Source organism: Janthinobacterium sp. RA13 (assembly GCF_000745325.1).
GTDB lineage: Bacteria > Pseudomonadota > Gammaproteobacteria > Burkholderiales > Burkholderiaceae_D > Janthinobacterium > Janthinobacterium rivuli.
In genome coordinates this window covers 1074446-1099825 of sequence record NZ_JQNP01000001.1, presented here as the reverse complement: position 1 = coordinate 1099825, position 25380 = coordinate 1074446, and the positions used below count along the sequence as shown (strand labels likewise).

The window sequence follows — 25380 nt, the reverse complement described above, 5'->3', positions numbered from 1 at the left end:
TTAATCTTCGAGTTCTTCCATGCGCTGCCATTGGGGAAACGGGTCGGGCAGCTTGCGCCAGGCGGCCATGCCCTGGCGCGTTTCCGTGTAGTTGAGTTGACATTTCTTCAAGTCCGCCTCGATGGCGGCCTGGTCCATGTCCTGACCGATGAAGACGAGCTCCTGGTAGCGGTCGCCATACGTTTCGCTCCAGCCCGCATTAACTTCCGCCAGCGAGGCCGCATCCGTAGGCCAGCGCTCCTTCGGCACAGAGGCCCACCACAAGCCCACGGGTTCGATATTCATCAGCTTGCCCGCGCCGGACAGGCTGGCCACCCATTCGGGACGGCTGGCCAGCCAGAAATATCCCTTGCTGCGCACCACGCCCTTGATCGGCTGGGCAATGTAGTCATGCAGACGCTGCGCGTGGAACGGCTCTTTCGCCCGGTAGACAAAGCTGCTGATGCCATACGTTTCCGTCTCCGGCGTGTGGGTACCAGCCAGTTCCTGCGCCCAGCCCGGCATGCTGGCCGCCTGCTCCAGGTCGAACAAGTTCGTGCCCAGGATGGCGTCCAGCGGCACGACGGACTGGTTGGTTTCGATGATGCGCGCGCCGGGATTGAGGGCTTTGATGACGGCCAGCACGCGCAGGCGCTCGGCCGCATCGACCATGTCGACCTTGTTGAGGACGATGACATTGGCAAACTCGATCTGTTCTGTCAGCAAGTTGGCCAGCTGGCGGTCGTCACCCTCGCCCGCGATCTCACCGCGCTGCTCCAGGCTGTCTTCGCTATGGAAATCCGCCAGCAGGTTGGCGCAGTCGACGACGGTGACCATGCAGTCGATGCGCGCCACGTCGTTCAGGCTGTCGCCGTGCTCGTCCTCGAAGTCGAAGGTGGCGGCCACGGGCATCGGCTCGCCCACGCCCGTCGATTCGATCAGCAAATAATCGAAGCGGTCTTCCGCAGCCAGGCGCCGCACTTCCAGCAACAGATCGTCACGCAGCGTGCAGCAGATGCAGCCGTTGGACATTTCCACGAGTTTTTCTTCCGTGCGTGACAGAGCCGCACCGGCCGCTTCCGCACTGTCTTTCACCAGCGAGGCGTCGATATTGACTTCGCTCATGTCGTTGACGATGACGGCCACCCGCTTGCCTTCGCGGTTGCGCAAGATGTGGTTGAGCAAGGTGGTCTTGCCGGCGCCGAGAAAGCCGGACAGGACGGTGACTGGGAGTTTGCGCTGGGTCATGGGGATTCCTTCGGCTGGCTGAGTTGCTGAGTTGGCGATGGTCGCATTAATGCAAATGAATTGCGTTTTCAAATTATAATGCAACTAACTTGCATTTGTGTGGCGATCTTTGTCTGCCACCTTGAAAAAGAGGAATCCATGCGCTACCAGCAGGATCAGGATCCCGGCCCTCGACGTGCTAGAGTGCAAGCTCGTCGGCGATGCCATCGAAGTAAGCGCATGGCGGCTGACTGTTGTCGGCAGCCCCAGGATGATGCGATGAAGACTGCTTCTGCCCCTCGTGCAGACATACAGCCGTGCTTCTCAGCCGCGCGGCCGCGTAAGCATCACATCGGCTGGCTTCGATTGTATTAGCCCTTAGCAAGCCGCTCTTAACTATTTTATTCTCGCCTGGCCCAATGAAAAAAATACTGATAATAAGCCTGCTCGCTCTCATCTCCATATATGTTTTTAAGCAAATGATTTACAACCCCTACATATGGAAACAAACCATTAACAGCCCTGAGCATAAATTGCAAATTGGAAGTTTTATTTTTAACAAAAGAACAGGGGTGAATGGTGGAAGCCAAAGCATTCAAACGGATCATTTCATTTTCAAAGTAATAGAGATCAATGGCGATCATGTTCGGCTTTCTGTTGTCAGGCAATTGTCGAAAAATAATACAATTTCACAATCCGACTTCTCGACCACAAAAGAGCATTTTGAATATTTAAAAAAACATATCAATGAAATTACAGTTACAGGAATATTAACAAGAGACTTATTCGTGGGAAATTATGAGCCATATACCATGAATAATTATTTGCTGAAGAAGTATCCCTCATTGGGAAAATCAAGGTATTACTTCGAAGATATCCCTGAAGATATGAAAAATTTGCCGTTACCGACAGACCATATCAAACTACTGGATTATTTTAGTTCAATCTATTCCAAAAAAGAAATTATTGAAAATGGCAATCTTGTACTCTGGGTTTTAAATAATAGCGGTAATCCTGAATTAGCCAAAAACTCAGCAGAAGATATAGATTTGATACAAAATTAGATTTTTGTCGCGCTTGATCAATTGTGCTTGCATGGCGCGTGAAGATACTCCATCTTGCCACAGTTCAATTTTCACAATCACCAAGGAATCGATGTTCTTACGCAACTCCACAAGGCTTCTTGCCGTACTTGTTTTGATGATGGGCAGTGCCATTGCCGCAGACATACAAAAGCCAATCCAGCACTATCTTTACTTTAATCACCGTGAACTGAACGGGGAAAACATCCGCTCGGATAAAGCGTTAAACGATCCCCGCTTCCGTGGCGCGCAAATCGTCTACACCTGGCGCAGCCTGGAGCCACAACAGGACCGGTATGATTTTGCGAAGATCCGCCACGACATCGCCCATCTCGATTCAATCGGCAAAAAACTGTGGATACAACTGCAGGAAAAATCCTTCACGCCGCGCCATAATGTGCCGGCCTATTTGCTCAGCGATCCCCAATATCAGGGCGGCATCATCAAGCAAAGCATGCTCTCGGCGCCGGAGCGCGACCCGCACAAACCGGTGACGGATGATGAATACGGCTGGTCGCCAAAGATGTGGGAACAACCGGTGCGCGACCGTTACCAGCGCTTGATCCGGGCGCTGGGCCAGGAATTCGACGGAAAAATCGAGGGCATTAATTTCAGCGAAATCTCGATCGACATCGGTGTCGAGGACAGTAAAGGAAATACGATTTTTCCCGATGATTTCAAGCCGCAACAGTATGTCGATGCCATCAAGGAAAACATGCGGGTGCTGGCCGGCGCCTTTCCTCACACCACCACCATGGTGTATTTGAATTTTTTGCCAGGTGAATGGCTGCCGTGGAGCGACAAGGGTTATATGCGCAGCGTGTTTGCGCAAGCGCAAACACTGCAGATGGGCGTGGGCGGCCCCGACCTGATGCCGTATCGAAAAAGCCATATGGGCCAAAGCTACGGCTTCATCAAGGACTATCCGGCCGATCTGGTCAAAGGCATGGCCGTGCAAGACGGCAATCTGCGCCAGATCAATCCCCGCACCGGGAAAAAAAACTCGGTCGAGGATATCCTCGACTTTGCCCGCAACTACCTGGGCCTGGATTATATTTTCTGGGTGGAGGATGAACCATACTTCAGCAATGAGGTGCTGAAAAAGCTGCCGGCGCATTGATACGCCGGCACGACGCCATGCACCCTGCCACACTGTCATGGTGGCGTCATATGCAGGCGTTACAGTCGCGTCCTTTGAATCTCTCCGAGGGCGGTAATGAAAACAAATTGGGTCATGCTGGCGGCGCTGGCAAGTGCAGGTCTCGTCGGTTGCAACGGCAGTTCGAATACCCCGGCGGCACCGGCCATTCCCGAAGGCACGACGGTCACGGTGGCCTTGCTGGAAACCACCGATATCCACTCGAACATCTTGAGTTATAACTACTATGCGCTGGCCGAAGACACCAGCCTGGGCCTGGAGCGCACGTCGACCCTGATCCAGGCGGCGCGCACGGAAAATCCGAACAACGTCTTGCTCGACGACGGCGACGTCATCCAGGGCACCCTGCTGGCCGATTTACAAGCCGTGGCCGCGCCCGTGCCCTGCTCCGGCACGCTGGCCGTGCACAAGGCCATGAACGCGCTGAAATACGATGCGGGCGGCATGGGCAACCACGAATTCAACTACGGCTTGCCTTACCTGAGCCAGATCACCAACACGGATTTCGGCATACCCGGCGTAGCCAAGCCGACGGGTACGTGCGGCGCGCCAGCCTTCCCTTCCGTGCTGAGCAATGTCGTCGGCGTGTCCAGCGGCAAGCCGATTTTCCAGCCCTACACCCTGCTGCCCCGCGATTTTACCGCCACTGCGCCAGATGGCAGCAAGCTGACCGTGAAAATCAATGTGGGCGTGCTGAGCTTTGTGCCGCCGCAAATCCTCGAATGGGACCAGAAAGTGCTCGCCGGCAAAGTCAGCGTGACGGGCGTGCAGGAAGCGGCGAAACAGTACGTGCCGGAATTGCGCAGCAAGGGCGCCGACCTCGTCGTGGCCCTGTCGCACGGCGGCCTCGATACCAGTCCCTACAGCCCGAAGATGGAAAACGGCAGCTATCACTTGACCAGCACGGGCATTGACGCGCTGATGATCGGCCACTCGCACTTGATCTTCCCGAAAGGCAAGGAAGACGGCGCGGCCGCACTGGACGCCTCGTTCGCCGCCTTCCCCGCCAGCGCGAAGATCGATGCCGAGAACGGCTTTGTCAACGGCGTGCCCACCGTCATGGCGCAAAGCTGGGGCCGCCGCCTGGGCATCATCAAGCTGACGATGGCCTATCAGGGCGGCAAATGGGTGGTGCAGCCGGCCAAGACGACGGTCGAATCGCGCGGCTTCAAGTATACGGATGGCAAGACCCTCGTGAACGCCGACCCCGCCATCGCGCCGCTGGTGGCCACCGAGCACGCGGCCACCATCGCCTACGCCAAGCAGCCGCTGGGCATCAGCACGGATTTCGAGATGTCGGCCTATTTTGCGCTGGTAGGGGACGTGAGCGCCATCCAGCTGGTGAACCAGGCGCAGCTTGACTACGTAAAAAACTTCATCGCCACCAGCACGGACGCGACCTTGTCCAGCTACAAGAACATCCCCGTCATCTCGTGCAGCGCGCCGTTCAAGGCAGGCCGCAACGGGCCATCGGACTTCACGGACGTGGCCTCGGGCGCGACGCCTGCCGCACCGGTCGGCTTGCAAGTGCGCAATCCGGGCGACCTGTATTTATATAGCAATAACAACCTGCAAGCCGTGAAAATCAAGGGATCTGACTTGAAGGCCTGGCTGGAAACGTCGGCCAAGCAATTCAACCAGATCGACCCGGCCAGCAGCGCCGAGCAAGACCTGGTGCCGTCGTATGGCACGATTTATAACTACGACGTGTTTTATGCGGAAAACAATGCGCTGACGTACCAGATCGACGTGACGAAAAAGCTGGGCAGCCGCATCGTCAACCTCACGTACAAGGGCGCGCCAGTGGCCGACGGCGATGACTTCATCGTTGCCACCAACGACTACCGCGCCGGCGGCGGCGGCGCCGTGCCTGGCATCGATGGCAGCAAAACCATCATCAAGTCGCCCGATGCGAACCAGGCTGTGGTCAGCAACTACCTGGCGTCGCTCAGCACCAAGGGCGGCAAGGTGACCCTGGCGGCGAATGGCAGCGCGCGCAGCTGGAGCTTCGTCAAGACGGCCACGGCCGGCCCCGTGATCCTGCGCTCGGCGCCGGGCCATCTGGCGCTGGCGCAAGCGAGCGGCATCGCCAACGTGGCGGCCGAAGGCGGACTCGACGCCAGCGGCTTCGCCAAGTACCGCATCGACCTGAGCAAATAAGGTCCATGGGCCGGAACTGCCATGGTTCCGGCCTGTCTTGATGAAAGCTGATCAATATGAAACATGCACTCTCCCTGCCCGCCATCGTGCTGGCCACTGTGCTGGCCACTGCCCTGTCCGCCTGCCAGTCGTCGCCGCCACCCACGGCGGCCGAAATCGAAGCCGTCGCCATGCATGCGCGCCAGGCGGGCGACCAGCAGGCCGAACGCAAGGTACGCGGCTGGGCCAGCAAGGACATGCCAGTCGCCGAGCGCGAACTGGCGCTGATTTACCAGCTCCGTCCCGAACGCCGTGCCGAGGCCTTGAGCCTGTTTGAACAGGCGGCCCGCGCGGGTGACACGGAAGCGGCCTTCGAGCTGGGCCAGATGCTGCGCGCCCCCACGCCGGCCCAGGCCTGGCTGTGGTACCGGCAAGCGGCGCAGCAAGGCCACGCGAAGGCGGCTCTGATGCTGGGCTTGCTGGCGGCGAATGGCGAAGGCGTGCCGCAAGATCCCGTGATCGCCGCACACTGGCTGGACAAGTCAAGCGAACTGGGCAATCCACACGCCATGTTTTTGCTCTATAACGCCTACCGCGAAGGCCGCGGCGTGCCGCGCGACCTGGCCAAGGGCCACGAGCTGCTGGAAGAAGCGGCCCACCACGAATACCCGCCCGCCCTCCAGGAACTGGCCATGACGGTGCAGGCCGACGACGCCCTGCGCGCCGGCCACCTGATGAAGGAAGCGACGGAGCACCGGCACAATAACTGGAACAAGTTTTAAAAACTGGGCAAAAGGCCAGTGGCGCGATCAAGACCTGCCTTTATATACTTGCAACTTGCAAGCGTGCGGGAGCGGCAGGTATTGAGCGCTTATGATGCAAGTACGCCGCCTGAGCTTGCTCGGGCGGCGTGGCAAGCCATCCCGAACAAAAAAGTTTACACTGGTTTGCATTTTAGAAATTTTACTCTGGACCAGCCCCGGTGAGTGTTCATTCAACCCAGCCAGTGTTTGAGTAGCACCGGTGCGTCCATTGCTCTGCCTAGCCATGAAAGAAAGAGTCCAATGAAAAAGCTGACCACCGCCTTTGGCGCGCCTGTTGTCGACAACCAGAACATCCAGACGGCCGGTCCACGCGGCCCCGCCCTGCTGCAAGATGTATGGTTCCTGGAAAAGCTGGCCCACTTCGACCGCGAAGTCATTCCCGAGCGCCGCATGCATGCCAAGGGTTCCGGCGCACACGGCACGTTTACCGTCACGCACGACATCACGCGCTACACGCGGGCGAAAATCTTTGGCGAAGTGGGCAAGAAAACGCCGATGTTTGCGCGCTTTTCCACGGTGGCCGGCGAACGGGGCGCGGCGGATGCGGAACGCGATATCCGCGGCTTCGCCCTGAAGTTTTACACGGAAGAAGGCAACTGGGACCTGGTCGGCAACAATACGCCCGTGTTTTTCATGCGCGACCCGCTAAAATTTCCCGATCTGAATCACGCCATCAAGCGCCTCCCACGCACGGGCTTGCGCAGCGCCAACAGCAACTGGGATTTCTGGACCTCGCTGCCCGAAGCCCTGCACCAGGTGACGGTGGTGATGAGCGACCGTGGCTTGCCGCGCAGCTTCCGCCACATGCACGGCTTCGGCAGCCACACTTTCAGCTTCCTGAATGCGCAAAACGAGCGTTTCTGGGTCAAGTTCACCTTGAAAACCCAGCAAGGCATCCAAAACCTGACGGACCAGGAAGCCGAGGAACTGGTCGGCAAGGACCGCGAAAGCTCGCACCGCGACCTGTACGAAAGCATCGAAAACAAGGATTTCCCCCGCTGGACCCTGTACGTGCAGATCATGCCGGAAAAAGAGGCAGGCACGTATCACCTGAACCCCTTCGACCTGTCGAAAGTATGGCCGCACGGCGACTATCCGCTGATCGAAGTGGGCGTGCTGGAACTGAACCGCAATGCCGACAACCACTTCGCCGAAGTGGAACAGGCAGCCTTCAACCCGGCCAACGTGGTGCCCGGCATCAGCTTTTCGCCGGACAAGATGCTGCAAGGCCGGCTGTTTTCGTATGGCGACGCGCAGCGCTACCGCCTCGGGGTCAACCACAGCCATATCCCCGTCAACGCGCCAAAGTGCCCGTTCCACAGCTACCACCGCGACGGCCAGATGCGGGTCGACGGCAACATGGGCGGCACCCTGGGCTATGAACCGAACAGCGAGCAGGAATGGGCCGAGCAACCGGACTTCCGCGAGCCGCCGCTCAGCATCGAAGGCGCGGCCGACCACTGGAACCACCGGGTCGACGAGGATTACTATTCGCAGCCGCGCGCCCTGTTCCGCCTGATGAGCGCGGCGCAGCAGCAAGCCTTGTTCGACAACACGGCGCGCGCCATCTCGGGCGCCTCGGAACAAGTCAAGCAACGCCACATCGGCAACTGTACCCTGTGCGACCCTGCCTATGGCGCGGGCGTGGCCGAAGCGATCGGCCGCCTGAGCAAATAAGGCTGGCTACAGGACTGCATGGAAGGCCTGGCAACAGGTCTTCCATCGCAACGCAACGCTCCGCCGCGGCAAGGTGTCCAGGCCCGCTTGCTGTCTACCAGCGCTGAATATCGATCTGGCCCGTGACGCTCGTTTCCACCGGATAACCCTCGACCTGCAACGGTACGCGCCGCTTGACGGACGAGTCGCGCAGGTACACGAAGAGCGCTTCCTTGCCCACGGCCGTTTGCCCCACGCTGACGCCTTCCACGCCATCGATGGCCATCAGCGCCCGCTCGTTGCGGCGCTTTGCCGCTTCCAGGCGGCCCTGGGGTGCGGCAGGGGCGTACTGTCCCGTGCCCTGTCCAGGGGTCTCATCCGGCAAATACGGCATGGCGGCGTCCTCGAAGACGGCATATGGCGATTGTGCGAATTTACTGTTTGACATGACAGACCCTCCTGATGCCTTCCATGATACACCCGCCCATCCGGCGTTGCAGCACGCTTCGCCAGCCCGAACCAGGCGTGGCGGCGCCCCTTGCCCAAGATCATCATCGTGCAAAAAGTGGCGTTATGCAAGGCGCCTCGCCTGGTCGTAAAAGCGTGCTCAGGTGTACAAATTGATGTCGAGCGCCACCACCACGCGCCGCATCTGGTTGGCAAAGGTGATGTTATTGCCTCCAGCAAACAGCAGGCCGACGGGATTGCGCTGCTGGTTCCAGGTCCAGATGGACGAGCCGGAGTCGCCTCCCGCGCTGAACGCCCCGCTCACGCCCGTGATGGCGATCTGATCCTGGAACAGCGCGATCCTGCCGCCGCCGTAATTGACGTTGATGGTGGCGCCCAGGCCCGTGATGCGGCCCTGCGTCAACTGCGTCGTGCGGCCAGACTTGCCAACCATCATGCCCAGCGCGGGCGCCACCAGCGCATTGCTGATGCGGAAGTAGGCGGGCACGCCGCCGCTCAGGTAGACCAGTTCGGGACGCACCCTGTCTGGCCAGGCCCAGCCGGTGGCGCAATCGACAAAGTTGACGCCGCCGCTGAAATTGATGGGCACGAAGCGTTCAAGCACGGCCACCTGGTCTTGCGGGCAGCGGCCGCCGTCGATGGGGCCAGGCTGCACGATGCAGTCGTTGAACACGCCGCCATTGGAATTGGCCAGCACGTGGTTATTGCTAAGTATCATCAAGCGGCTGTTGCGCGGCGCGCTGCGCCCCACGGCCAGGCAGCCGATGGTGCCGGCCGTGATGCGGAAATGCCCGACGGACACGCCGCCCGGCGCCGGACGCAGGCGGAAACGGTGCGGTTGCGCATCGATCACGCCCGTGACGACGATGTTGACGGGCACGCTGTCGCTGGCCACGGCGCGCACGCCCATGGCTCCCACGATGGCGGCCTTGGCGCGGTCGACGGAAGTGGGCTCGGCCACGTACAGGGTCAGGGCCGGCAAGCCTGGCTCCCCGGACGAGCTGTCGCTGGCGCCCTCGCCCAGGCCGATGGACACACCCTGGATATTGCCGCCGTCACTGAAGGCGTCGGCCGCGCGCACGCCGGCCACCTGGGAAATGGACTGGCGCATGCCGTCTTCGATGCTGCGCTTGATTTCCAGCAATTCCATGCTGACGCCGCTCAAAGCGTCGGGCACGTCCGAGACGGACGCGCTCTCGATCGTATTGTCGTCTTCGCCGGGGGCGGAAAATTGCCCGACGGCCTCTTCATCATCCGCGCTTTGCCCCCTGCCGCTGCCGCCAGGCGGGGCGCTGAAACCATTCTCGTTACCTATCATGATGTTCTCCTCGTTGGTCATTTCGAAGCACCAGTGTGGGCGGGCTGCGCCTGCCGGTATTGATCTGGATTGAACCGCGCCGACACATGGCCGCCCTTCCTGCAAGGGCGAGCGAGGATCAAAATAGTTCCGTCGTCTGGGTTGAGCGAGATCAGGCGTGCGGCCAGAGGCTGCGCCGTATACTTGACTGACAGGCTGGAACCGGGCCTGCTCCACGGCTGCTCCACGGCAGCAACGGTATGGATGGGGAAACAATGACGAGCCCTGGTATGACACGCCAAGACATGACACGCCAAGACGACGCGCCCGCGGGCGAGCAAGCAGGCCAGCATGCCGGTTTTATGCACGGCATGGCGGCCTGGGCGGAAAAACACCGCATCAGCCCCTGGCGCGGCAGTTTCGCCGACTTCATCGAGCAGATATTGCCCGGCCGCGCGGCCCTGCTGACGCGCAGCGCGCACCAGTACCTGTGGGACATGATGCGCTGGAACGGCCAGACGGACGACGCCGGGCGCTTCCGCTGCCGCCTGTTCGACGACGAGCTGTTCGGCATCGACGAGGCGATCGACCGGGTTGCCGCCTATTTCAAGGCGGCCGCCGCCGGCTCCGAGGTGGGCCGGCGCATGCTGCTGTTGCTGGGGCCGCCATCGGGCGGCAAGTCGACCATGGTAATCCTGCTCAAGCGTGGACTGGAAGAATACAGCCACAGCAGCGAAGGCGCGCTGTACGGCATCGCCGGCTGTCCCGTGCACGAGTCGCCGCTGCATCTGGTGCCGCACAGCATGCGCGCTGACTTTCGCGCCAGCTATGATGCCGAGCTGCACGGCGAACTGTGTCCACACTGCCGCGCCCGCCTGGAAGAACAGTATGCGGGCGACTTCCTGCGCATGCCCGTCGAGCGCATCCACCTGTCCGAGGCGGGCCGGTGCGGCATCGGCACGTATGCGCCGCACGATCCCACCACGGCCGACCTGGCCGACCTGGTCGGCTCCGTCGATCTGTCGAAAGTGGCGCAGTACGGCGACGAAGGCGACCCGCGCGCCTGGTCGTGGTCGGGCGCCGTGTATGCGGCCAGCCGCGGCATGCTGGAAATGATCGAGATCCTCAAGGTCAAGCGGGAATTTCTCTACCTGCTGCTGACCCTGACACAGGAAAAGAATGTCAAGGTCTCGCGCTTTCCCCTGATTTACCTCGACGAAACCATCCTCGCGCACACGAACCTGGCCGAATTTCGCAAATTTCTGCAAGAAAGCGAAAACGAGGCGCTGCTCGACCGCATGGTCATCGTGCAAGTGCCCTATACCCTCAACTACCGCGAGGAAGCGCGCATTTACCGCAAGCTGATCCTGGCGGCCGCGCCCGCCTTCCGCGACGTGCACCTCGATCCGCACGTGCTGCATGCGGCGGCCGTGTTTGCCATCCTCAGCCGTCTGCCCGAAGGCGACGACAAGGAGGCCGAACTGGTCAAGAAACTGCGCGTGTACGCCAATGAAGACGTGGACGACTTGCAGCCGGCCGACCTCCGCCGCATGCGCGAACGCGACAAATCGCCCGATGAGGGCCTGTCGGGCGTATCTCCCCGTTTCGTCATCAATGCCCTGTCGCACGCCATCATTTCAGCCCAGCGCAACAGCCTGTCGACCATGGACGTGCTGCTGGCCCTGAAGGACGGCATCGAAAACGATGCCCGCATCGAGCCCCGGCGCAAGCGCCAGTGGGTCGATTACCTGGTGCTCACACGCAAGGATTTTTATAACCGCTGGGTCAAGGCCGACGTGCACAAGGCCCTGTTCGTGTCGTTCGAACAGGAAGCGCAAGACTTGCTGAACAAATATCTCGATGAAGTCGAAGCCATGCTCGACAACCGCCAGATCCGCGATCCCATCACCAGCGAAGAACGCCGGCCAGACGAGCGTTTCCTGCGCGCCGTGGAAGAAAAAATCCACATCAGCGACTCGGGCAAGCAATCTTTCCGGCAAGAAGTGGTGCGCAAGGCCATGAGCGCCTTCAAGCGGGGCGAAGCGTTTGGCCTGGGCAGCCATGCGCAATTGCACGACGCCATCCAGCAATATCTGTTCGAACAGCGGCGCGACGTGCTGCGCCTGGTCGGCTCGGCCAAGCGCCCCGACGACGACGTGCGGGCCAGAATCTCCGCCGTCGAGCAGCGCCTGGTCGACGAATACGGCTATGACGCTCACAGCGCGCGCGAAGCGCTCAACTACGTGACCACCTTGCTGGCGCAGGAATAGCCATGGCCGCCACGACCTCGCCCGCTTCCGCCGCGCCGGCCCTGGCGCGGCCCTGGTACGGGCTGTTCTCGCGCGGCGCGCGCGACTGGCTGCGCCACAACCAGAAAGTGCGCGACGCCGTGCAGGCGCACTTGCCCGAGCTGATCGCCACACCTGACCTGATCGGCGGGCCGCAGCAGCGCACGGTGCAAGTGCCCATGCGCCTGCTCGAACATGCGCGTTTCCGCCTGGCGCCCGCGCGCAACAGCGTGGGCGCGGGCCAGGGTGACGGCCAGCCCGGCGATATCCTGCGCGCTGCCCATCCCGCCGCCACGGGCGGGGCGGGAACGCAAGGCGAAGGCGGCGATGGCGAGGGAGCGGTGCGCCTGCTGCTCGAGTTTCCCATCGACGACATACTCGACTGGCTGTGGGACGCCTTCGAATTGCCGCACCTCAAACCCCGCCACTTGGGCGCCATCGACGACGTGCGGCTCGTGCGTAGCGGCCTGGACCGCCATGGCGCCCGTTCGCGCCTGGACCGGCGGCGCACCGTCAAGGAAGCGATCAAGCGGCGCGCCTTGCAAGCCCAGCCGGTGCCCTTCACCAATGAAGACTTGCGCTACCGCCAAGTGCTGCAACTGCCCCGGCCCAGCGCGAATGCCGTCGTGTTTTTCGTGCTGGACGTGTCGGCCAGCATGGGGCAGGCCGAACGCAAGCTGGCCAAATCCTTCTTTTTCTTTGCCTTGCAAGGCTTGCGCCGCAGGTATGCGCGCGTGGAAACGCGCTTTATCGCCCATACGACGCGGGCATGGGAATTTTCCGAGGCCGAGTTCTTCCAGGTCAACGGCATGGGCGGCACCATGGCTTCCACCGCCTTCCGCCTGAGCCGCGAACTGCTGCAGGAACACTACGCGCCGGGCCGCTACAACGCCTACCTGTTCTATGCCTCCGATGGCGAAAATTTCAGCGAAGACCGCGGTCCGGCCAGCCTGGCCCTCGGTGAACTGGCCGCCTTGCTCAACTATATGGGCTATGTGGAAACCGTGCCCGGCGTGCCGCGCAGCCTGGAAACGGAAATGCACGGCCTGTTTGCCGAGCAGGAACGGCGCGGCTTGCCCTTGCATAGCAGTATCCTCAGCAGGAATGACGATATCTGGGCGGCCATCCGCACCTTTTTCCAGCACGAGGCGGCCGATGCGGAGGAAGCGCCATGACGCAGGTTGACGCTGCCGGCCTGGACGGCTATGCGGCGCGCATCGAAGCGCTGGCGCGGGAACTGGGGCTGGAGTTTGCCCCCGTCGAGTTCGAACTGGTGCCGGACAGCTTCATGGCCGAGATCGCCATCTATGGATTGCCCGTGCGCATGCGCCACTGGTCGTTCGGCGTGCGCTACATCCACCAGCTCGTGCATCAAAAGATGGGCAACTCGCATATGTTCGAAGTCATGTTTCCCGGCGACCCTTGCCATGCCTACATGGCCGAGCACAATTCCGTGGCAGAAAACACCCTTGTCACGGCCCACGTGCTGGGCCACGCCGATTTCGCCAGCCGCAACACCCTGTTCCTGCGTTTTGGCGCCATGGCGGGCCAGCGCATTCTGGAACAGAGCGCGGCGCGGGCGCAACGTCTGGAAATGGCACTGCAACGCCACGGGCAAGAGCAGGTGGAAGCCGTGCTCGACGCAGCACTGGCGCTGGAGCAGCACGTGGACATCCATGCCGAGCTGCACCGCCCGCCCTACTCCGTACCATCCGTACCATCCGTACCATCCGCGCGATCCGGGCCGCCGGGCGTGGCCGGTACGCAAGACGCGGCCGGCACAGACGATCCTTTTACGCAACGCTACCGGCGCCTGCCCGGTGAAGCGGCCGCGCTGGCGGCGCACGAGGCCGCACGGGCACGCGTGACGCAACGCCCTCTCCTGCCGCCGCAGCCCGAATACGATTTACTGTGGTTCATCGCGCAACATGGGACGGAGCTGGCTGACTGGGAGCGCGACATGTTCCTGGCCGTGCGCGAAGAGTCGTTTTACTTCTATCCCGTGTACGCCTGCCAGATCATGAACGAAGGCTGGGCTTCGTACTGGCACGCGCGGCTGCTGCGCGAAGCCGACTTCCTGCCGCCGGCCCTGTATCTGTCCGCCATCAAGTCGCACTCTGACGTGGTGCGCCCCTACGCGGGCGAGCACCAGCAAGCGCTGGCCGTCAACCCCTATCATCTGGGCTTTTGCATGTGGGAACACATCATCGAGCGCGAAGGACTGGCCCGGGCCCGCCAGATTTGCCGCGACGACGATGACTGCAGCTTCATCCGCAACTATCTGGACGACGAACTGGCTGACCGCCTGGGCCTGTTCGTGCATGAAAGTCGCCGCGACGGCGAAACGCGGATGGCCAGCCGCGACTTGCGGGCCATCCGCGAAGCCATCCTGGCGCCCAAATACAACTATGGCGCGCCGTGCATCGCCGTCACCCTGCTCAACGACGACGGCAGCCTGGTGCTGCGCCACGATCACCAGCGCGATGGGCGCGGCCTCGACCTGGAGCGGGCGGAGCAGGTACTGGCGTACATCGCCCGCATCTGGCGCCGCCCCGTCACCCTGCATACGGCCGATTTTCGGGGCACGCCGCGGGTTCTGCGCAGCAAGAGCGAGGGCATACCGGAACCGCCCGCACCGGCAGCGTCATCAACAACGTCAGCAACGCCGACAGCGCCGCCCGTGCAATATTGAACGCTGACGCACGGCCAGCGTGTCCCTCGGCCTGGGCTGCCTGTTTCTCACGCGAGCCAACTGGCCTGCCGGCATGTGCCTCACGGCTGGCCAACTGACCGGCGGGTATGTGCCTCACGCCTGGCCGGCCCGGCCCTCAAGCCCGGTCCGCCTGCGCCACATACCAGGCGATGGTGTGACGCAAGCCTTGCGCCAGGTCGTGTGTGGGGGCATAACCGAGCAAGTGGGCCGCCTTGGCGATGTCCGCCTGCGAATGGCGCACGTCGCCGGCGCGGAACTCCCCATAGTGCGGCGCCAGCGGCACGTGCTGTGGACGGGCGGCAAGCAGCATCTGCTGCATGGTGGCGTGCAGCTGCGTCAGGCTGGTGCGGGCGTTGACGGCTACGTTGTAGACCTGGTTGACGGCCGCCGGGTCGGCGCGGGTGGCGGCCAGGATATTCGCTTGCACGGCATTGTCTACGAAGCAGAAGTCGCGGCTGGTGGCGCCGTCGCCATGGATGTGCACGGCCTGCTTGTCCAGCATGGCGGCGATCCAGCGGGGAATGACGGCCGCGTAGGCGCCCAGCGGGTCCTGGCGCGGACCGAAGACATTGAAATAGCGCAGTCCCACCGTCTGCATGGCGTAGCAGCGCGCATACACCTGCGCATACAGCTCGTTGACATATTTGCTCAAGGCATACGGTGACAGGGGCGCGCCGATGTGCTGCTCCACTTTCGGCAAGGCCGGATGGTCGCCATACGTGGCGCTCGAGGCCGCATACACGAAGCGCTGCACGCCCGCGTCCCGGGCGGCGGCCAGCATGTTCAAGAAACCGCTGACATTGACGGCGTGGCACAGCAGCGGGTCTTCCAGCGAACGCGAGACGGAACCGAGCGCCGCCTGGTGCAGCACATAATCGACGGCGACGCCAGCGGTGACGGAGTCGCCCGCACTGGCACGGCCGCGCCCGGCCAAGCTGCCGCTGGGGCCGCTGTGGCCGTTGCCACCATCGGCCGCAGTTGTCCCGCCGTCTGCCTCGCCGTCTGCCTCGCAGCCATCGGCACTGCCAGCCTGCGCCGCTGCGCCGCACGCGCGCGCGCACGCCTGCGGGTCGCGGATGTCGCCTTCGATGAAAGTGAAGTGCCGCCATGCAACGTCTCCTACGCTGGCGCGCACTTGCTCCAGGTTGTGGCGGTGGCCCGTCATGAAATTGTCGAGGCCGCGCACTTCCTGTCCCAGGTTCAGCAAGGTTTCCAGCAGGTGCGAACCGATGAAGCCTGCCACGCCCGTCACCAGCCAGCGCCGCGGCGTTTGTGCCAGCTGCGCACAGGCTTGCGCATACGCGCCATCATCCGGGGCGCCACAGGGGGCGCCTTGCGCCGCGCTTGCCGCCCGATCGAAAGCATCGGCCGCCATCACAGCCGCCACACGTGCAAGCCGCCGTCCTCGAGCGGACGCGGGTCGAAATGCGATTTGATATCGATGAAGCAACCGTTTTCCAGCACCTTGCCCTGGAAGTCCGCCAGCGGGCGGGCCAGCAGGGCCTGGTGCGAGACGGCGCTGATGATGGCCTCGGCCCGCGGCAGCTGTTCCCAGCTTTCCAGGGTCAAGCCATATTCTTCCAGCGCTTCGCGGCCATCGGCGACGGGGTCGTGCACGTGCACCTGCACGCCATACGATTGCAACTCGTGGATCATGTCGACCACTTTCGAGTTGCGCAGGTCGGGGCAATTTTCCTTGAAAGTCAGGCCCAGCACGTTCACGTGCGCCCCTTTCAATTTGAAGCCCGCGCGCACCATTTCCTTGATGGTCTTTTCCGCCACGAACTTGGCCATGCCGTCGTTGATGCGGCGCCCGGCCAGGATCACGTGCGGGTGGTAGCCGAGCATTTCCGCCTTGTGCGTCAAATAGTATGGGTCGACGCCAATGCAGTGGCCGCCCACCAGCCCCGGCCGGAACGGCAGAAAATTCCATTTCGTGCCCGCCGCCTGCAGCACTTCCAGGGTGTCGATGCCGATGCGGTCGAAGATGATGGCCAGTTCGTTCATCAGCGCGATGTTCAGGTCGCGCTGCGTGTTTTCGATCACCTTGGCCGCCTCGGCCACCTTGATGCTCGAGGCCCGGTGCACACCGGCCTCGACCACACCTTCGTACAGCGCCGCCACTTGCTCCAGGGTGGCGGCGTCGTCGCCCGAAACCACCTTGCGGATGCTGTGCAGGGTATGGTCCCGGTCGCCGGGGTTGATGCGCTCGGGTGAAAAGCCCACATGAAAGTCTTCCTTCCAGCGCAGGCCCGAATGCTGTTCGAGGATGGGGATACAGATTTCTTCGGTGGCGCCTGGATATACGGTGGACTCGTAGATGACGATGGCGCCGCGCCGCATGTGGCGGCCGACGGCCGCGCTGGCGCCAGCCAGGGCGGAGAAATCGGGATTGTGCGCGCTGTCGACGGGCGTGGGCACGGCCACGACAATGAAGTCGGCCAGTTGCAGCTCGGCCGGGTCGCAGCCGACGCTCAGCCCTTGCGCCGCCAGCAACTGTTCATGGCTGACTTCGCCCGTCGGGTCGATGTGGCGCCGGTAGCTTTCCACCTTGCGGGCCGACAAGTCAAAGCCGATCGTGCGCTGGCGCATGCCAAACGCCACGGCCAGCTGCAAGCCCACATAACCGAGCCCCACCACCGCCACCACGCCGCCCTTGCTATCCACCTTGCTGTCCATATGTCTGCGCTCCGAAAGGTTGCGGCCCGAGCATCGCCGTCCGGGAAATTCTACGGTTGCCGATCCGGCGATTCTTGAGCGGGAACAAGAAACACGGGGCAGCGGCCAGCATGCACGCCGACAATCGGCAGCTTGTTGAGCGCAATCAAGGAGACCGGCGGCCATCTTTTTAAGCTAGGCCATGCCGATCCCTCATGCACGCCGCTACCGGAGACTTCCATGGCCCGTTCCCTGCCCCGCCCTTTCCCTGGCCTGCCCGCCATTGCGCTGTGCTGTACTTTGCTGCTGCCCCTGCTGACGGCTTGCCACGGCACGCAAAGCAGCGAAAGCCTGCTGGCCGACGCGCAGCAGTACCGTCAGAAAGGCGAGGCGCGGGCCGCCATCATCCAGTTGAAGAACCTGCTGCAAAAGGAACCGGACAACGCGGCCGCGCGCTTGCTGCTGGGCAGCATCTATATCGACACCGGCGAAGCGCTGTCGGCAGAGAAAGAATTGCGCAAGGCAATGTCGCTGGGCCTCGCTTCGCAGCAAGTGATGCCGCTGCTGGGCAAGGCCTGGCTGATGCTGGGCCAGTTCGACAAGGTACTGGCCGAGATCGCCGACGATGCGGCGCAATCCGCCAGCGTGCTGGCCCTGCGCGGCGATGCCTTGCTGGCCTTGGGCCGCCGGGACGAGGCCCGCGCCCTGTACTCGCGCCTGCTCGAAGCCCATCCGGACCAGGTCGAAGCCTTGCTGGGCCTGGCCCGCCTGGCGGCGCTGGACCAGCAAGTGGCGGCGGCCGAGCTGCTGCTGGCGCAAGCCTTGAAAAGCGCGCCCGCCAACCTCGACGCCTTGCGTCTGCAGGGCGACCTGCTGCGCCTGCAAGGCAAGAACGGCGCGGCGCGGCTCTCCTACATGCAGATTCTCAAGATAAAACCGGACAATACCCAGGCGCACATCGACCTGGCCAACCTCGATATCGTGGAAAATCGCTACGGGGAAGCGGCGGCCCAGCTGGCCACGGCGCGCAAGACGGCGCCCAACAGCCTGGGTTTGCTGCAAGCCCAGGCGCTGCTCGATTTCCGCCAGGGCAAGAACAAGACGGCCTTGCAAGCCTTGCAACTGGTGCTCAAGGCGGCGCCCGATCACATGCCGTCCATCCTGCTGGCCGGCGCCGTGCAACTGGCGCTTGGCTCGCCGCCGCAGGCGGAAAACTACCTGCGGCGCTTCCTCGCCGTGTATCCCAAACACTTGTATGCCGTCAAGATGATGGCGTCGATCGAATTGATGCGCAACAAGACCGATGCGGCCATCGACTTGCTGCAACCGATGTTGGCCGCCTTCCCCGACGACGTGGAATTGCTGTCGCTGGCCGGCGAAGCCCACTTGCGCGCGCGCCAGTACGACAAGGCGACGGCGTATTTCGAACAGGCCAGCACCCTGGCGCCGGACACGGCCAGGCTGCACGCGGCGCTGGGCATCAGCCGCCTGGGCATGGGCGAGCACAGCCGCGCCATCAATGAACTGGAACGCGCCAGCATGCTCGACAAGAGCACGCCGCAAGCAGGCACCATGCTGGTGATGACCTTGCTACGCAACAAGCAGAACGACAAGGCCCTGGCCAGCGTCAAGATGATGGAGCAACAGCAGAAAGGCACGAATCCCTTGCTGCTGAACCTGAAAGGCGGCGTCTACCTGGCCTTGCGCGATTTACCGGCCGCGCGCGCCAGTTTCGAGCAAGCCTTGGGCATGGACCCTATCTATTTACCCGCGCTGAACAACCTGGCGCAGATCGACCTGGCCGAGAAAAAGCCGGAACAGGCCAGGCAGCGCTTCGAGCGGGCGCTGGCAAAAGCGCCGAAGAATGCCGACCTGTGCGCGGCGCTGGCCAAGCTGGCCGCGTCGCAAGGCAAGACGGACGAGGCGCGGCGCTGGCTCGAGCGGGCCCACCGCGACAATCCCGACGCCGTCGCGCCGGCCCTGCTGCTGAGTAACTTTTACCTGAAGACGGGCGCGTCCGACAAGGCGCTGGAACTGGCGCGCACCTTGCAAACGGGCCATCCGGGCGACGCCGATGCGCTGGCCCTGCGCGCCCAGGTGGAATACAGCGCCGGCCTGGCGCCAGCCGCGCTCGACAGCTACAACAAGCTGGCCAGCATACAAACCACGTCCGCGCCCCTGCAGATGCGCATCGCCAGCCTGCACCTGGCGCTGGGCGACCATCACAATGCGCTGCAAGCCGTCAAGCGGGCGCAGGCGCTTGACCCGGCCCTGCTCGAAGCGCGCGTGGTGGAAGTGGCGATGCTGCTGACCCTGAACCGGCAGCGCGAGGCGCTGGCCGTGGCGCGGCAAGTGCAGGAGCAGCAGCCGAAGCTGGCGGCCGGCTACAAGCTCGAGGGCGACGTGCTGATGGAGCAAAAGCTGCCGCAGCAAGCCGTCAAGCTGTACCAGCACGCCCTCGGCATCAGCCCCATCGGCCCCTTGCAGGTGCAGCTGTACCGCGCCTTGCAGGCGTCCGGGCAAGAACGCGAAGCCGAGGCGAGCATGGCCACCTGGCTGAAGGCGCATCCGGAAGACTTGCCGACCCGCACCTACCTGGCGGGCACCCGGCTGGCGGCAAAGCAATACCGCGCCGCCATCGAGCACTTCCAGTACGTCGTCGCCAAGGATGGAGCCAATGTGGTGGCCTTGAACGACCTGGCCTGGGCGTATCAGCAGGAAAAAGATCCGCGCGCGCAGGCCACGGCCGAGCAGGCGCTGAAGCTGGCACCCGACAATCCCGCCGTGCTCGACACCCTGGGCTGGATCGTGCTGGAGCAAGGCGACGTCAAGCGCGCCACGGCCCTGCTGCGCAAGGCGGCGGCGCTGGCGCCGAAGTCGCCCGAAGTGGCGTACCACCTGGGCGCGGCGCTGGCGAAATCGGGCGACAAGGGCGGCGCGCGCAAGCAGCTGGAACAATTGCTTGCCGCCAACAAGGACTTTCCGCAGCGGGCCGCAGCGCAAGCCCTGCTGACCCAGCTGTAGGCCATGGCTGTCCACGCGGCCATGCCCGGCGTAGCGGCGCGGCCGCTGGCCCTGCTGGCGGGCGCGGCCTGCGTGCTGGCCTTGCGCCACTATCCGCTGGGCCACGGCTGGCCCGGCCTGCTGTTTGCCATCCTGCTGCCCGCGTATTTTCTGCTGCTGTGCTGGCGTCCCGCCAGCTGGCTGTTCTGCGTGCCCGCCCTGCTGCCCGTGCTGGACCTGGCGCCGTGGACGGGCTGGTTCTTCCTGGAAGAAATCGACCTGCTGTTGTTGCTGACGGTGGCCTGCGGCTACTGGCGCCTGGGCGGGCCGGCCCAAGGCGCAGCGGCGCGGCTGTCGCCCGCCGCCCGCGTCTGTTTGCTGCTGTGCAGCCTGGCCTGGCTGGTGGCGCTGCTGCGCGGCGTCCTGCCGCTGCCGCACCTCGACTTGAACACCTGGGATAACTATCTGAGCCCCTACAACAGCTTGCGGCTGGGCAAGGCCTGGGCCTGGAGCATGCTGCTGCTACCGCTGCTGCTGCGCGACGCGGATCCTCCCGCCTTGCGCCGCTACGCGCTGCCGGGCATGCTGGCCGGGCTGGCCATGGTCTCGCTGTTCGCCCTGTGGGAACGGGCCGTGTTTCCCGGCCTGTCGAATTTGTCCAGCGACTACCGCATCACGGCGCCGTTTTCCGCCATGCACACGGGCGGCGCCGCGCTGGACGGCTACCTGGCGTTGAGCCTGCCGTTTGCGGGCCTGTGGCTGGCGCGCGCGCGCAGCCGCTGGCAGGCGGCGCTGGCCTTGCTGCTGCTGGGCCTGGCCCTGCACGCGGCATTCACCACCTTTTCGCGGGGCTTGTACGCGGCCCTGGCCGCAGCCATGCTGCTGGCATTCTGGCACACCCTGCGGACGGCGCCCGCCGCCGCGCGGCACCCACCGGGCCAGCCACCCGTGCGCAAAATTTTGCTGAGGCTGCTGCTGGCCGGTCTGGGCACGGTCCTGCTCGTGTACATGTTCAGCCTGGCCGGCTACCGGGGCTTGCTGGCCGCCGTCGTCCTGCTTGCGGCCAGCTTCGTGCTGGCGGCGCGGCCCTTGCCGTGGCGTCTGGCGCCGGCCAGCCTGCTGTGCGCGCTGTGCCTGCAGGGCTTGCTGGCCGCCTGGTGGCCGGAAGGGACAGGCCATCAAACGGCCGGCTGGCTGAAAGGTCCATATTTCCTGTTTTTGCTGGCGGCCGCGCTGCTGGCGGGCGCATTGTGGCCCAGCGGCACCGGCGGCAAAGGGCCGGCCAGGCTGGGCCTGGCAATGATGGCGTGGACCATGCTGGCATGCAACCTCGCCTGGATAGGCTGGCACTGGGCCGGACCGCAGGCCCTGCTGCCCGCCGGCCTGGTCGTGGGGCTGGCCACGCTGATGTTGTGCAACGGACGCTTGCGCCCGCCGTTGTGGCGGCTGGACCGGGCCAGCCTGAGCATCGCGGGCGCAGCCGGCATCCTGCTGTTGCTGGCCATACCCGTCTCGGCCAGCTATTACGCCACAGAACGTTTCTCCACCACGGCCTTCGACATGCAAGGCCGCTTGCGCCACTGGCGGCAAGTGCTGGCCATGCAGCCAGCGGACTGGGGTGACCGCCTGTTCGGCATGGGGTTCGGCAGTTTTCCCGCCACGTATTACTGGCACAATCCGCAGCGCGAGGTGCCGGCCAGCATCGCGTATGCCGAGGAAGGCGGCAATCTGGACAATCCCGGCAACAGGTATGTGCGCCTGGCCAGTCCCGGCTACAACGCCGGCTATGGCGAACTGCTGCGGCTGCTGCAACGCCTGCCCGTGCAGCCTGCCACGCGCTACACCCTGGCGCTCGACGTGCGCCGTACCGGCCCCATGCCCGTGCTGCTGGTGCGCCTGTGCCAGCGGCAATTGCTGTATGCGCAAGGCTGCGTGAACGTTCCGTTGCGCCTGCGCCCTGCGCCGGCTGGCACGCAGGCCAGCGCCTGGCAGCATTATGACGTGCCGTTCGACAGCGCCTGGCTGGGCGCGGGCGCTTGGCTGCTGCGTCCGCCCTTGCAACTGGAACTGGCTGCCAGCGGCACGGCCACCTCGTCCGTGCTCGAAGTCGATAATCTGAGCTTGCGCGCACCGGGCGGCGAGGAGCTGATCGCCAATGGGCGCTTTACCCAGGCCAACAATTACTGGTTTTTCAGCAGCGACCACCACCACTTGCCGTGGCATATCAAAAGCATGGCCTTGCACTTGCTGGTGGAAACGGGCTGGTGCGGCGCCCTGTCGATGCTGGCCCTGCTGGCTGCGGCCGGCCAGCGCCTGCTGCGCCGCGCCGCGCGCGGCGATCCGGGCGCGCTCGCGTGCGCCGCCGCCTTGCTGGGTTTTCTCGTCGTCGGCCTGTTCGACAGCCTGCTCGACGTGCCGCGCATCGCCCTGCTGTGTTACCTGATGCTGCTGTGCGCGCTGCTGCAGCCCGTGTCATCTCCTCCCGTTGAAAGTACACCGCCATGAAAGCCTTGCTCTCCGCCTTGCTGTCCTGCCTTTTTCTGCTCCTGGTTGCCGCGCCCTGCCGCGCCGATGCGCCGCTGGCGCACACCATCGCGCGCGTCAAGCCGTCCATCGTCGGCGTGGGCAGCCTGCAAAAGACGCGCACGCCGCCGATGAACTTCATCGGCACGGGCTTCGTGACGGGCGACGGCTTAAGCGTGCTGACCTGCGCCCATGTGATCCAGAAGCTGCTCGACGCCAATCCGAACGAAGTCATCGGCATACTCACGGGCCAGGGCGAGGCGGCGCAGTTTCGCCCCGCCAAGGTCCAGGCGCTGGACACGGAACACGACCTGGCCTTGCTGCGCCTGGCGGGCGCGCCCCTGCCCGCCCTGGCGCTGGGCGACGCGGCCACGGTGCGCGAAGGCCAGGCCATGGCGTTTACAGGGTTTCCCCTGGGTACCTTGCTGGGACTGCACCACGTCACGCACCGCGCCACCGTGTCATCGCTCACGCCCGTGGTCATGCCCAGCGAAAATGCGCAGCGCCTCGACGTGCGCCGCCTGGCGCAATTGCAAAAGGCGCCGTACACGGTGTTCCAGCTGGACGCGACGGCGTACCCGGGCAGCAGCGGCAGCCCCCTGTTCGATCCCGAGACCGGTCTCGTCTACGGTATCGTCAACATGGTGTACGTCAAGGGCCTCAAGGAGACGGCCATCAGCGCGCCCAGCGGCATCACTTACGCGATTCCGGGCAGCCACATGCAGGCGATCTTGCTGAAAAATAAATGACTTCTCAGTTGCGCCCCTGCCTCAGCCGGTCGGTAATGCCAGGCTCATCCCATGTCGGGAAAAAAAAGGGGTAAAACGACCGTTCACCCCCATGCTGTTCCATCAGGCCACCGTACTTGCGGATCTGGGCCCCCATGTAATCGAGGTCCAGCCGTAGCAGCACGGCCGGCGCCCCCACGCGCGTGCACTCGCGCTCGCCGCTGAAGTCCTGGAAACCGAGCATGCGCTTGTAAAACACCACGTGGCGCGGGTTGACTTCGATCACGTAATCCGTAAAGCCGTGAATATTATGGGCATAGATATAAGAGATATGAATCAGCGCCGCAAACACGCGCTTGCTCACACCCTTGTCGATGGCCAGGCGCGACGGTTCGCACAGGCGGCGGCCCTGCTCGCGCAGGACGTCGAGCTTGTCGCGGAAGTTTTCATCGGCAGGCAAGCCCGTCTCGTCATTGTCGAGGCACAGGGTCATGGTGCCGACGGTGCTGCCGGCCGTTTCCGCAAACAGCGTGATTTTATTCAGCGCATGCGCGGTGCCGGGATCGACGGCATAGCCGCGCCAGCCGTACATCTTGCGGATCAGCAAACTGGCCGCCTCGCGCCGGCCACGCGAATTGGCCATGCGGATATGAAAGCGCTGCAGGTCGAGCTCGTGCTCCATGGCCGGGTCGATCTGCCCCTCGCCCACCACCAGGTCACTCAGGGCGCCTGGCGTGTCGAAGGAAATAATGGGTTCATCTTGAAAGCTCATCTTGTCCTCACGTTCATCGGCCGCCGTTGAGACGGACTGAAGCCAATGCCTTGTGACAAGACAAAAACTGGAGAAGTTCCCAGCTTTAGTTAAAAAAACAGAAGAATTTCACCTTTAGATAGCAAAATTACACGCTGAAATTTGCCGAAAAGTACAAAATGACAAATATAAGTGCTGTTTTGATATTGCCGAGGCAGCTGTTAAAAAAAGCTTTCCGGTATCAGCAGCACATCGCCCGGCCGCATCATGACATTCGCGGAAATATCGCCTTCCTTCAGCAAATCATCGAGGCGGACCCGCAGCTGCTGCTGGTTGCCTTCGCGCATGCGGATGATGCTGGCCTTGTTGCCCGCTGCGAAATCGGTGATGCCGCCCACGGCGATCAGCACGTCCATCAGCGACATGCCCAGCCGGTACGGCAGCGCCTGCGGCTTGGCCGCCTCGCCAATCACCCGGATCTGCTCGCCATACGGCCCCGAGAAATTGGTGACGATGACGGTTACCACGGGCTGCTGGATGAATTTGCTCAAGGCTTGCTCGATGTCGCGCGCCAGCTGGGTCGACGTCTTGCCGCTGGCGGGTAAATCCTCGACCAGCGGCGTGGTGATCTTGCCATCGGGCCGGACGGCCACCGTCAGCGACACTTCCGGGTTGCGCCAGACGATGATGTTGACGGAGTCGCCCGGCCCGATCAGGTAATCGTGCATGGGCGCGCTGTCGTCGGACGGTGCCAGCGGATGGGACGTGCGGCAGGCGCCCAGCAGGCTGGCCGCGCTGGCCAGACCCAGCGCGTTACGGACAAATGCACGGCGAAACGGATTCATGCGGAGCCTCTTCGAGTCGATGGCGCATCCATGGCCGGCC

General features: G+C 63.3%; 18 protein-coding genes. 11 read left to right on the top strand and 7 right to left on the bottom strand.

Annotation, left to right across the window (positions count from 1 at the left end):
• Entirely contained in the window at positions 1–1227 is a 1227-nt protein-coding gene (gene zigA, locus FG13_RS04575) for a zinc metallochaperone GTPase ZigA (protein ID WP_035818799.1), read from the bottom strand.
• A gap of 398 nt (positions 1228–1625) precedes the next feature.
• On the opposite strand from zigA, the gene FG13_RS29885 reads away from it, so the two are divergent.
• The 5 genes from FG13_RS29885 to FG13_RS04555 all read left to right on the top strand — a co-directional run bounded on the left by FG13_RS29885 (position 1626) and on the right by FG13_RS04555 (position 8087).
• Positions 1626–2270: a hypothetical protein gene (locus FG13_RS29885; RefSeq protein WP_152598677.1), complete on the top strand. Its 645-nt coding sequence runs from the start codon at positions 1626–1628 to the stop codon at positions 2268–2270.
• Positions 2271–2301: 31 nt separating this feature from the next.
• On the top strand, positions 2302–3408 hold the full coding sequence (locus tag FG13_RS04570) for a hypothetical protein (protein ID WP_200880253.1): 1107 nt from the start codon (positions 2302–2304) through the stop codon (positions 3406–3408).
• A 96-nt stretch (positions 3409–3504) separates the two neighbouring features.
• A complete protein-coding gene (locus FG13_RS04565) occupies positions 3505–5607 on the top strand; it encodes a bifunctional 2',3'-cyclic-nucleotide 2'-phosphodiesterase/3'-nucleotidase (protein WP_035818795.1) in 2103 nt (700 codons plus the stop codon).
• A gap of 56 nt (positions 5608–5663) precedes the next feature.
• Positions 5664–6368 carry a tetratricopeptide repeat protein gene (locus FG13_RS04560; protein WP_081922433.1) on the top strand — a complete coding sequence of 235 codons (705 nt, stop codon included), beginning with the start codon at positions 5664–5666 and terminating at the stop codon, positions 6366–6368.
• A 282-nt stretch (positions 6369–6650) separates the two neighbouring features.
• Complete coding sequence (locus FG13_RS04555) at positions 6651–8087, top strand: catalase (protein ID WP_035818793.1); 1437 nt, start codon at positions 6651–6653, stop codon at positions 8085–8087.
• A gap of 94 nt (positions 8088–8181) precedes the next feature.
• Here FG13_RS04555 and FG13_RS04550 read toward each other — a convergent pair whose 3' ends face one another.
• Positions 8182–8514, bottom strand: coding sequence for a hypothetical protein (locus FG13_RS04550; RefSeq protein ID WP_035818790.1), 333 nt, complete (start codon positions 8512–8514; stop codon positions 8182–8184).
• A 159-nt stretch (positions 8515–8673) separates the two neighbouring features.
• Complete coding sequence (locus FG13_RS04545) at positions 8674–9852, bottom strand: hypothetical protein (protein ID WP_035827246.1); 1179 nt, start codon at positions 9850–9852, stop codon at positions 8674–8676.
• 284 nt (positions 9853–10136) lie between these two features.
• Here FG13_RS04545 and FG13_RS04540 point away from each other — a divergent pair, with 284 nt between their 5' ends.
• The 3 genes from FG13_RS04540 to FG13_RS04530 are packed head-to-tail and all read left to right on the top strand — an operon-like array spanning position 10137 to position 14811.
• On the top strand, positions 10137–12101 hold the full coding sequence (locus FG13_RS04540) for a prkA protein (protein WP_051958515.1): 1965 nt from the start codon (positions 10137–10139) through the stop codon (positions 12099–12101).
• Positions 12102–12103: 2 nt separating this feature from the next.
• Positions 12104–13294 carry a DUF444 family protein gene (locus tag FG13_RS04535; protein WP_051958513.1) on the top strand — a complete coding sequence of 397 codons (1191 nt, stop codon included), beginning with the start codon at positions 12104–12106 and terminating at the stop codon, positions 13292–13294.
• Entirely contained in the window at positions 13291–14811 is a 1521-nt protein-coding gene (locus FG13_RS04530; RefSeq protein WP_081922432.1) for a SpoVR family protein, read from the top strand. The genes FG13_RS04535 and FG13_RS04530 overlap by 4 nt, the downstream gene beginning before the upstream one ends.
• A 136-nt stretch (positions 14812–14947) precedes the next feature.
• On the opposite strand, the gene FG13_RS04525 is transcribed toward FG13_RS04530, so the two are convergent.
• Complete coding sequence (locus FG13_RS04525; RefSeq protein WP_081922431.1) at positions 14948–16207, bottom strand: SDR family oxidoreductase; 1260 nt, start codon at positions 16205–16207, stop codon at positions 14948–14950.
• The gene (locus FG13_RS04520; RefSeq protein WP_035818787.1) at positions 16207–17511 is read right to left on the bottom strand and encodes a nucleotide sugar dehydrogenase; all 1305 of its coding nucleotides are present in this window, start codon (positions 17509–17511) and stop codon (positions 16207–16209) included. Before FG13_RS04520 ends, FG13_RS04525 begins: the two co-directional genes overlap by 1 nt.
• Positions 17512–17730: 219 nt before the next feature.
• On the opposite strand from FG13_RS04520, the gene prsT reads away from it, so the two are divergent.
• Genes prsT through FG13_RS04505 form a run of 3 tightly spaced genes read left to right on the top strand, consistent with a single transcriptional unit; the run spans position 17731 to position 23765 of the window.
• The gene (prsT, locus tag FG13_RS04515) at positions 17731–20514 is read left to right on the top strand and encodes an XrtA/PEP-CTERM system TPR-repeat protein PrsT (protein WP_035818785.1); all 2784 of its coding nucleotides are present in this window, start codon (positions 17731–17733) and stop codon (positions 20512–20514) included.
• Between the two features lie 3 nt (positions 20515–20517).
• Entirely contained in the window at positions 20518–22998 is a 2481-nt protein-coding gene (locus FG13_RS04510; protein ID WP_152598676.1) for a hypothetical protein, read from the top strand.
• A complete protein-coding gene (locus FG13_RS04505) occupies positions 22995–23765 on the top strand; it encodes a S1 family peptidase (protein WP_035818781.1) in 771 nt (256 codons plus the stop codon). The genes FG13_RS04510 and FG13_RS04505 overlap by 4 nt, the downstream gene beginning before the upstream one ends.
• Before the next feature lie 4 nt (positions 23766–23769).
• Here FG13_RS04505 and FG13_RS04500 read toward each other — a convergent pair whose 3' ends face one another.
• Positions 23770–24516: an N-acyl amino acid synthase FeeM domain-containing protein gene (locus FG13_RS04500; protein ID WP_035818779.1), complete on the bottom strand. Its 747-nt coding sequence runs from the start codon at positions 24514–24516 to the stop codon at positions 23770–23772.
• Positions 24517–24716: 200 nt separating this feature from the next.
• Positions 24717–25340, bottom strand: a complete 624-nt coding sequence (locus FG13_RS04495; protein ID WP_035818776.1) for an XrtA/PEP-CTERM system exopolysaccharide export protein — start codon at positions 25338–25340, stop codon at positions 24717–24719.
• Between the last annotated feature and the right edge of the window lie 40 nt (positions 25341–25380).

What these genes read in the sequence shown, in the direction of transcription:
- FG13_RS04500 (WP_035818779.1), bottom strand. Translation starts at nt 24,516, where the DNA reads ATGAGCTTTCAAGATGAACCCATTATTTCCTTCGACACGCCAGGCGCC.
- FG13_RS04550 (WP_035818790.1), bottom strand. Translation starts at nt 8,514, where the DNA reads ATGTCAAACAGTAAATTCGCACAATCGCCATATGCCGTCTTCGAGGAC.
- FG13_RS04525 (WP_081922431.1), bottom strand. Translation starts at nt 16,207, where the DNA reads ATGGCGGCCGATGCTTTCGATCGGGCGGCAAGCGCGGCGCAAGGCGCC.
- FG13_RS04520 (WP_035818787.1), bottom strand. Translation starts at nt 17,511, where the DNA reads ATGGACAGCAAGGTGGATAGCAAGGGCGGCGTGGTGGCGGTGGTGGGG.
- FG13_RS04570 (WP_200880253.1), top strand. Translation starts at nt 2,302, where the DNA reads ATGGCGCGTGAAGATACTCCATCTTGCCACAGTTCAATTTTCACAATC.
- FG13_RS04505 (WP_035818781.1), top strand. Translation starts at nt 22,995, where the DNA reads ATGAAAGCCTTGCTCTCCGCCTTGCTGTCCTGCCTTTTTCTGCTCCTG.
- FG13_RS04565 (WP_035818795.1), top strand. Translation starts at nt 3,505, where the DNA reads ATGAAAACAAATTGGGTCATGCTGGCGGCGCTGGCAAGTGCAGGTCTC.
- FG13_RS04560 (WP_081922433.1), top strand. Translation starts at nt 5,664, where the DNA reads ATGAAACATGCACTCTCCCTGCCCGCCATCGTGCTGGCCACTGTGCTG.
- FG13_RS04510 (WP_152598676.1), top strand. Translation starts at nt 20,518, where the DNA reads ATGGCTGTCCACGCGGCCATGCCCGGCGTAGCGGCGCGGCCGCTGGCC.
- FG13_RS04495 (WP_035818776.1), bottom strand. Translation starts at nt 25,340, where the DNA reads ATGAATCCGTTTCGCCGTGCATTTGTCCGTAACGCGCTGGGTCTGGCC.
- FG13_RS04540 (WP_051958515.1), top strand. Translation starts at nt 10,137, where the DNA reads ATGACACGCCAAGACGACGCGCCCGCGGGCGAGCAAGCAGGCCAGCAT.
- FG13_RS04555 (WP_035818793.1), top strand. Translation starts at nt 6,651, where the DNA reads ATGAAAAAGCTGACCACCGCCTTTGGCGCGCCTGTTGTCGACAACCAG.
- zigA (WP_035818799.1), bottom strand. Translation starts at nt 1,227, where the DNA reads ATGACCCAGCGCAAACTCCCAGTCACCGTCCTGTCCGGCTTTCTCGGC.
- FG13_RS04535 (WP_051958513.1), top strand. Translation starts at nt 12,104, where the DNA reads ATGGCCGCCACGACCTCGCCCGCTTCCGCCGCGCCGGCCCTGGCGCGG.
- FG13_RS04530 (WP_081922432.1), top strand. Translation starts at nt 13,291, where the DNA reads ATGACGCAGGTTGACGCTGCCGGCCTGGACGGCTATGCGGCGCGCATC.
- prsT (WP_035818785.1), top strand. Translation starts at nt 17,731, where the DNA reads ATGGCCCGTTCCCTGCCCCGCCCTTTCCCTGGCCTGCCCGCCATTGCG.
- FG13_RS04545 (WP_035827246.1), bottom strand. Translation starts at nt 9,852, where the DNA reads ATGATAGGTAACGAGAATGGTTTCAGCGCCCCGCCTGGCGGCAGCGGC.
- FG13_RS29885 (WP_152598677.1), top strand. Translation starts at nt 1,626, where the DNA reads ATGAAAAAAATACTGATAATAAGCCTGCTCGCTCTCATCTCCATATAT.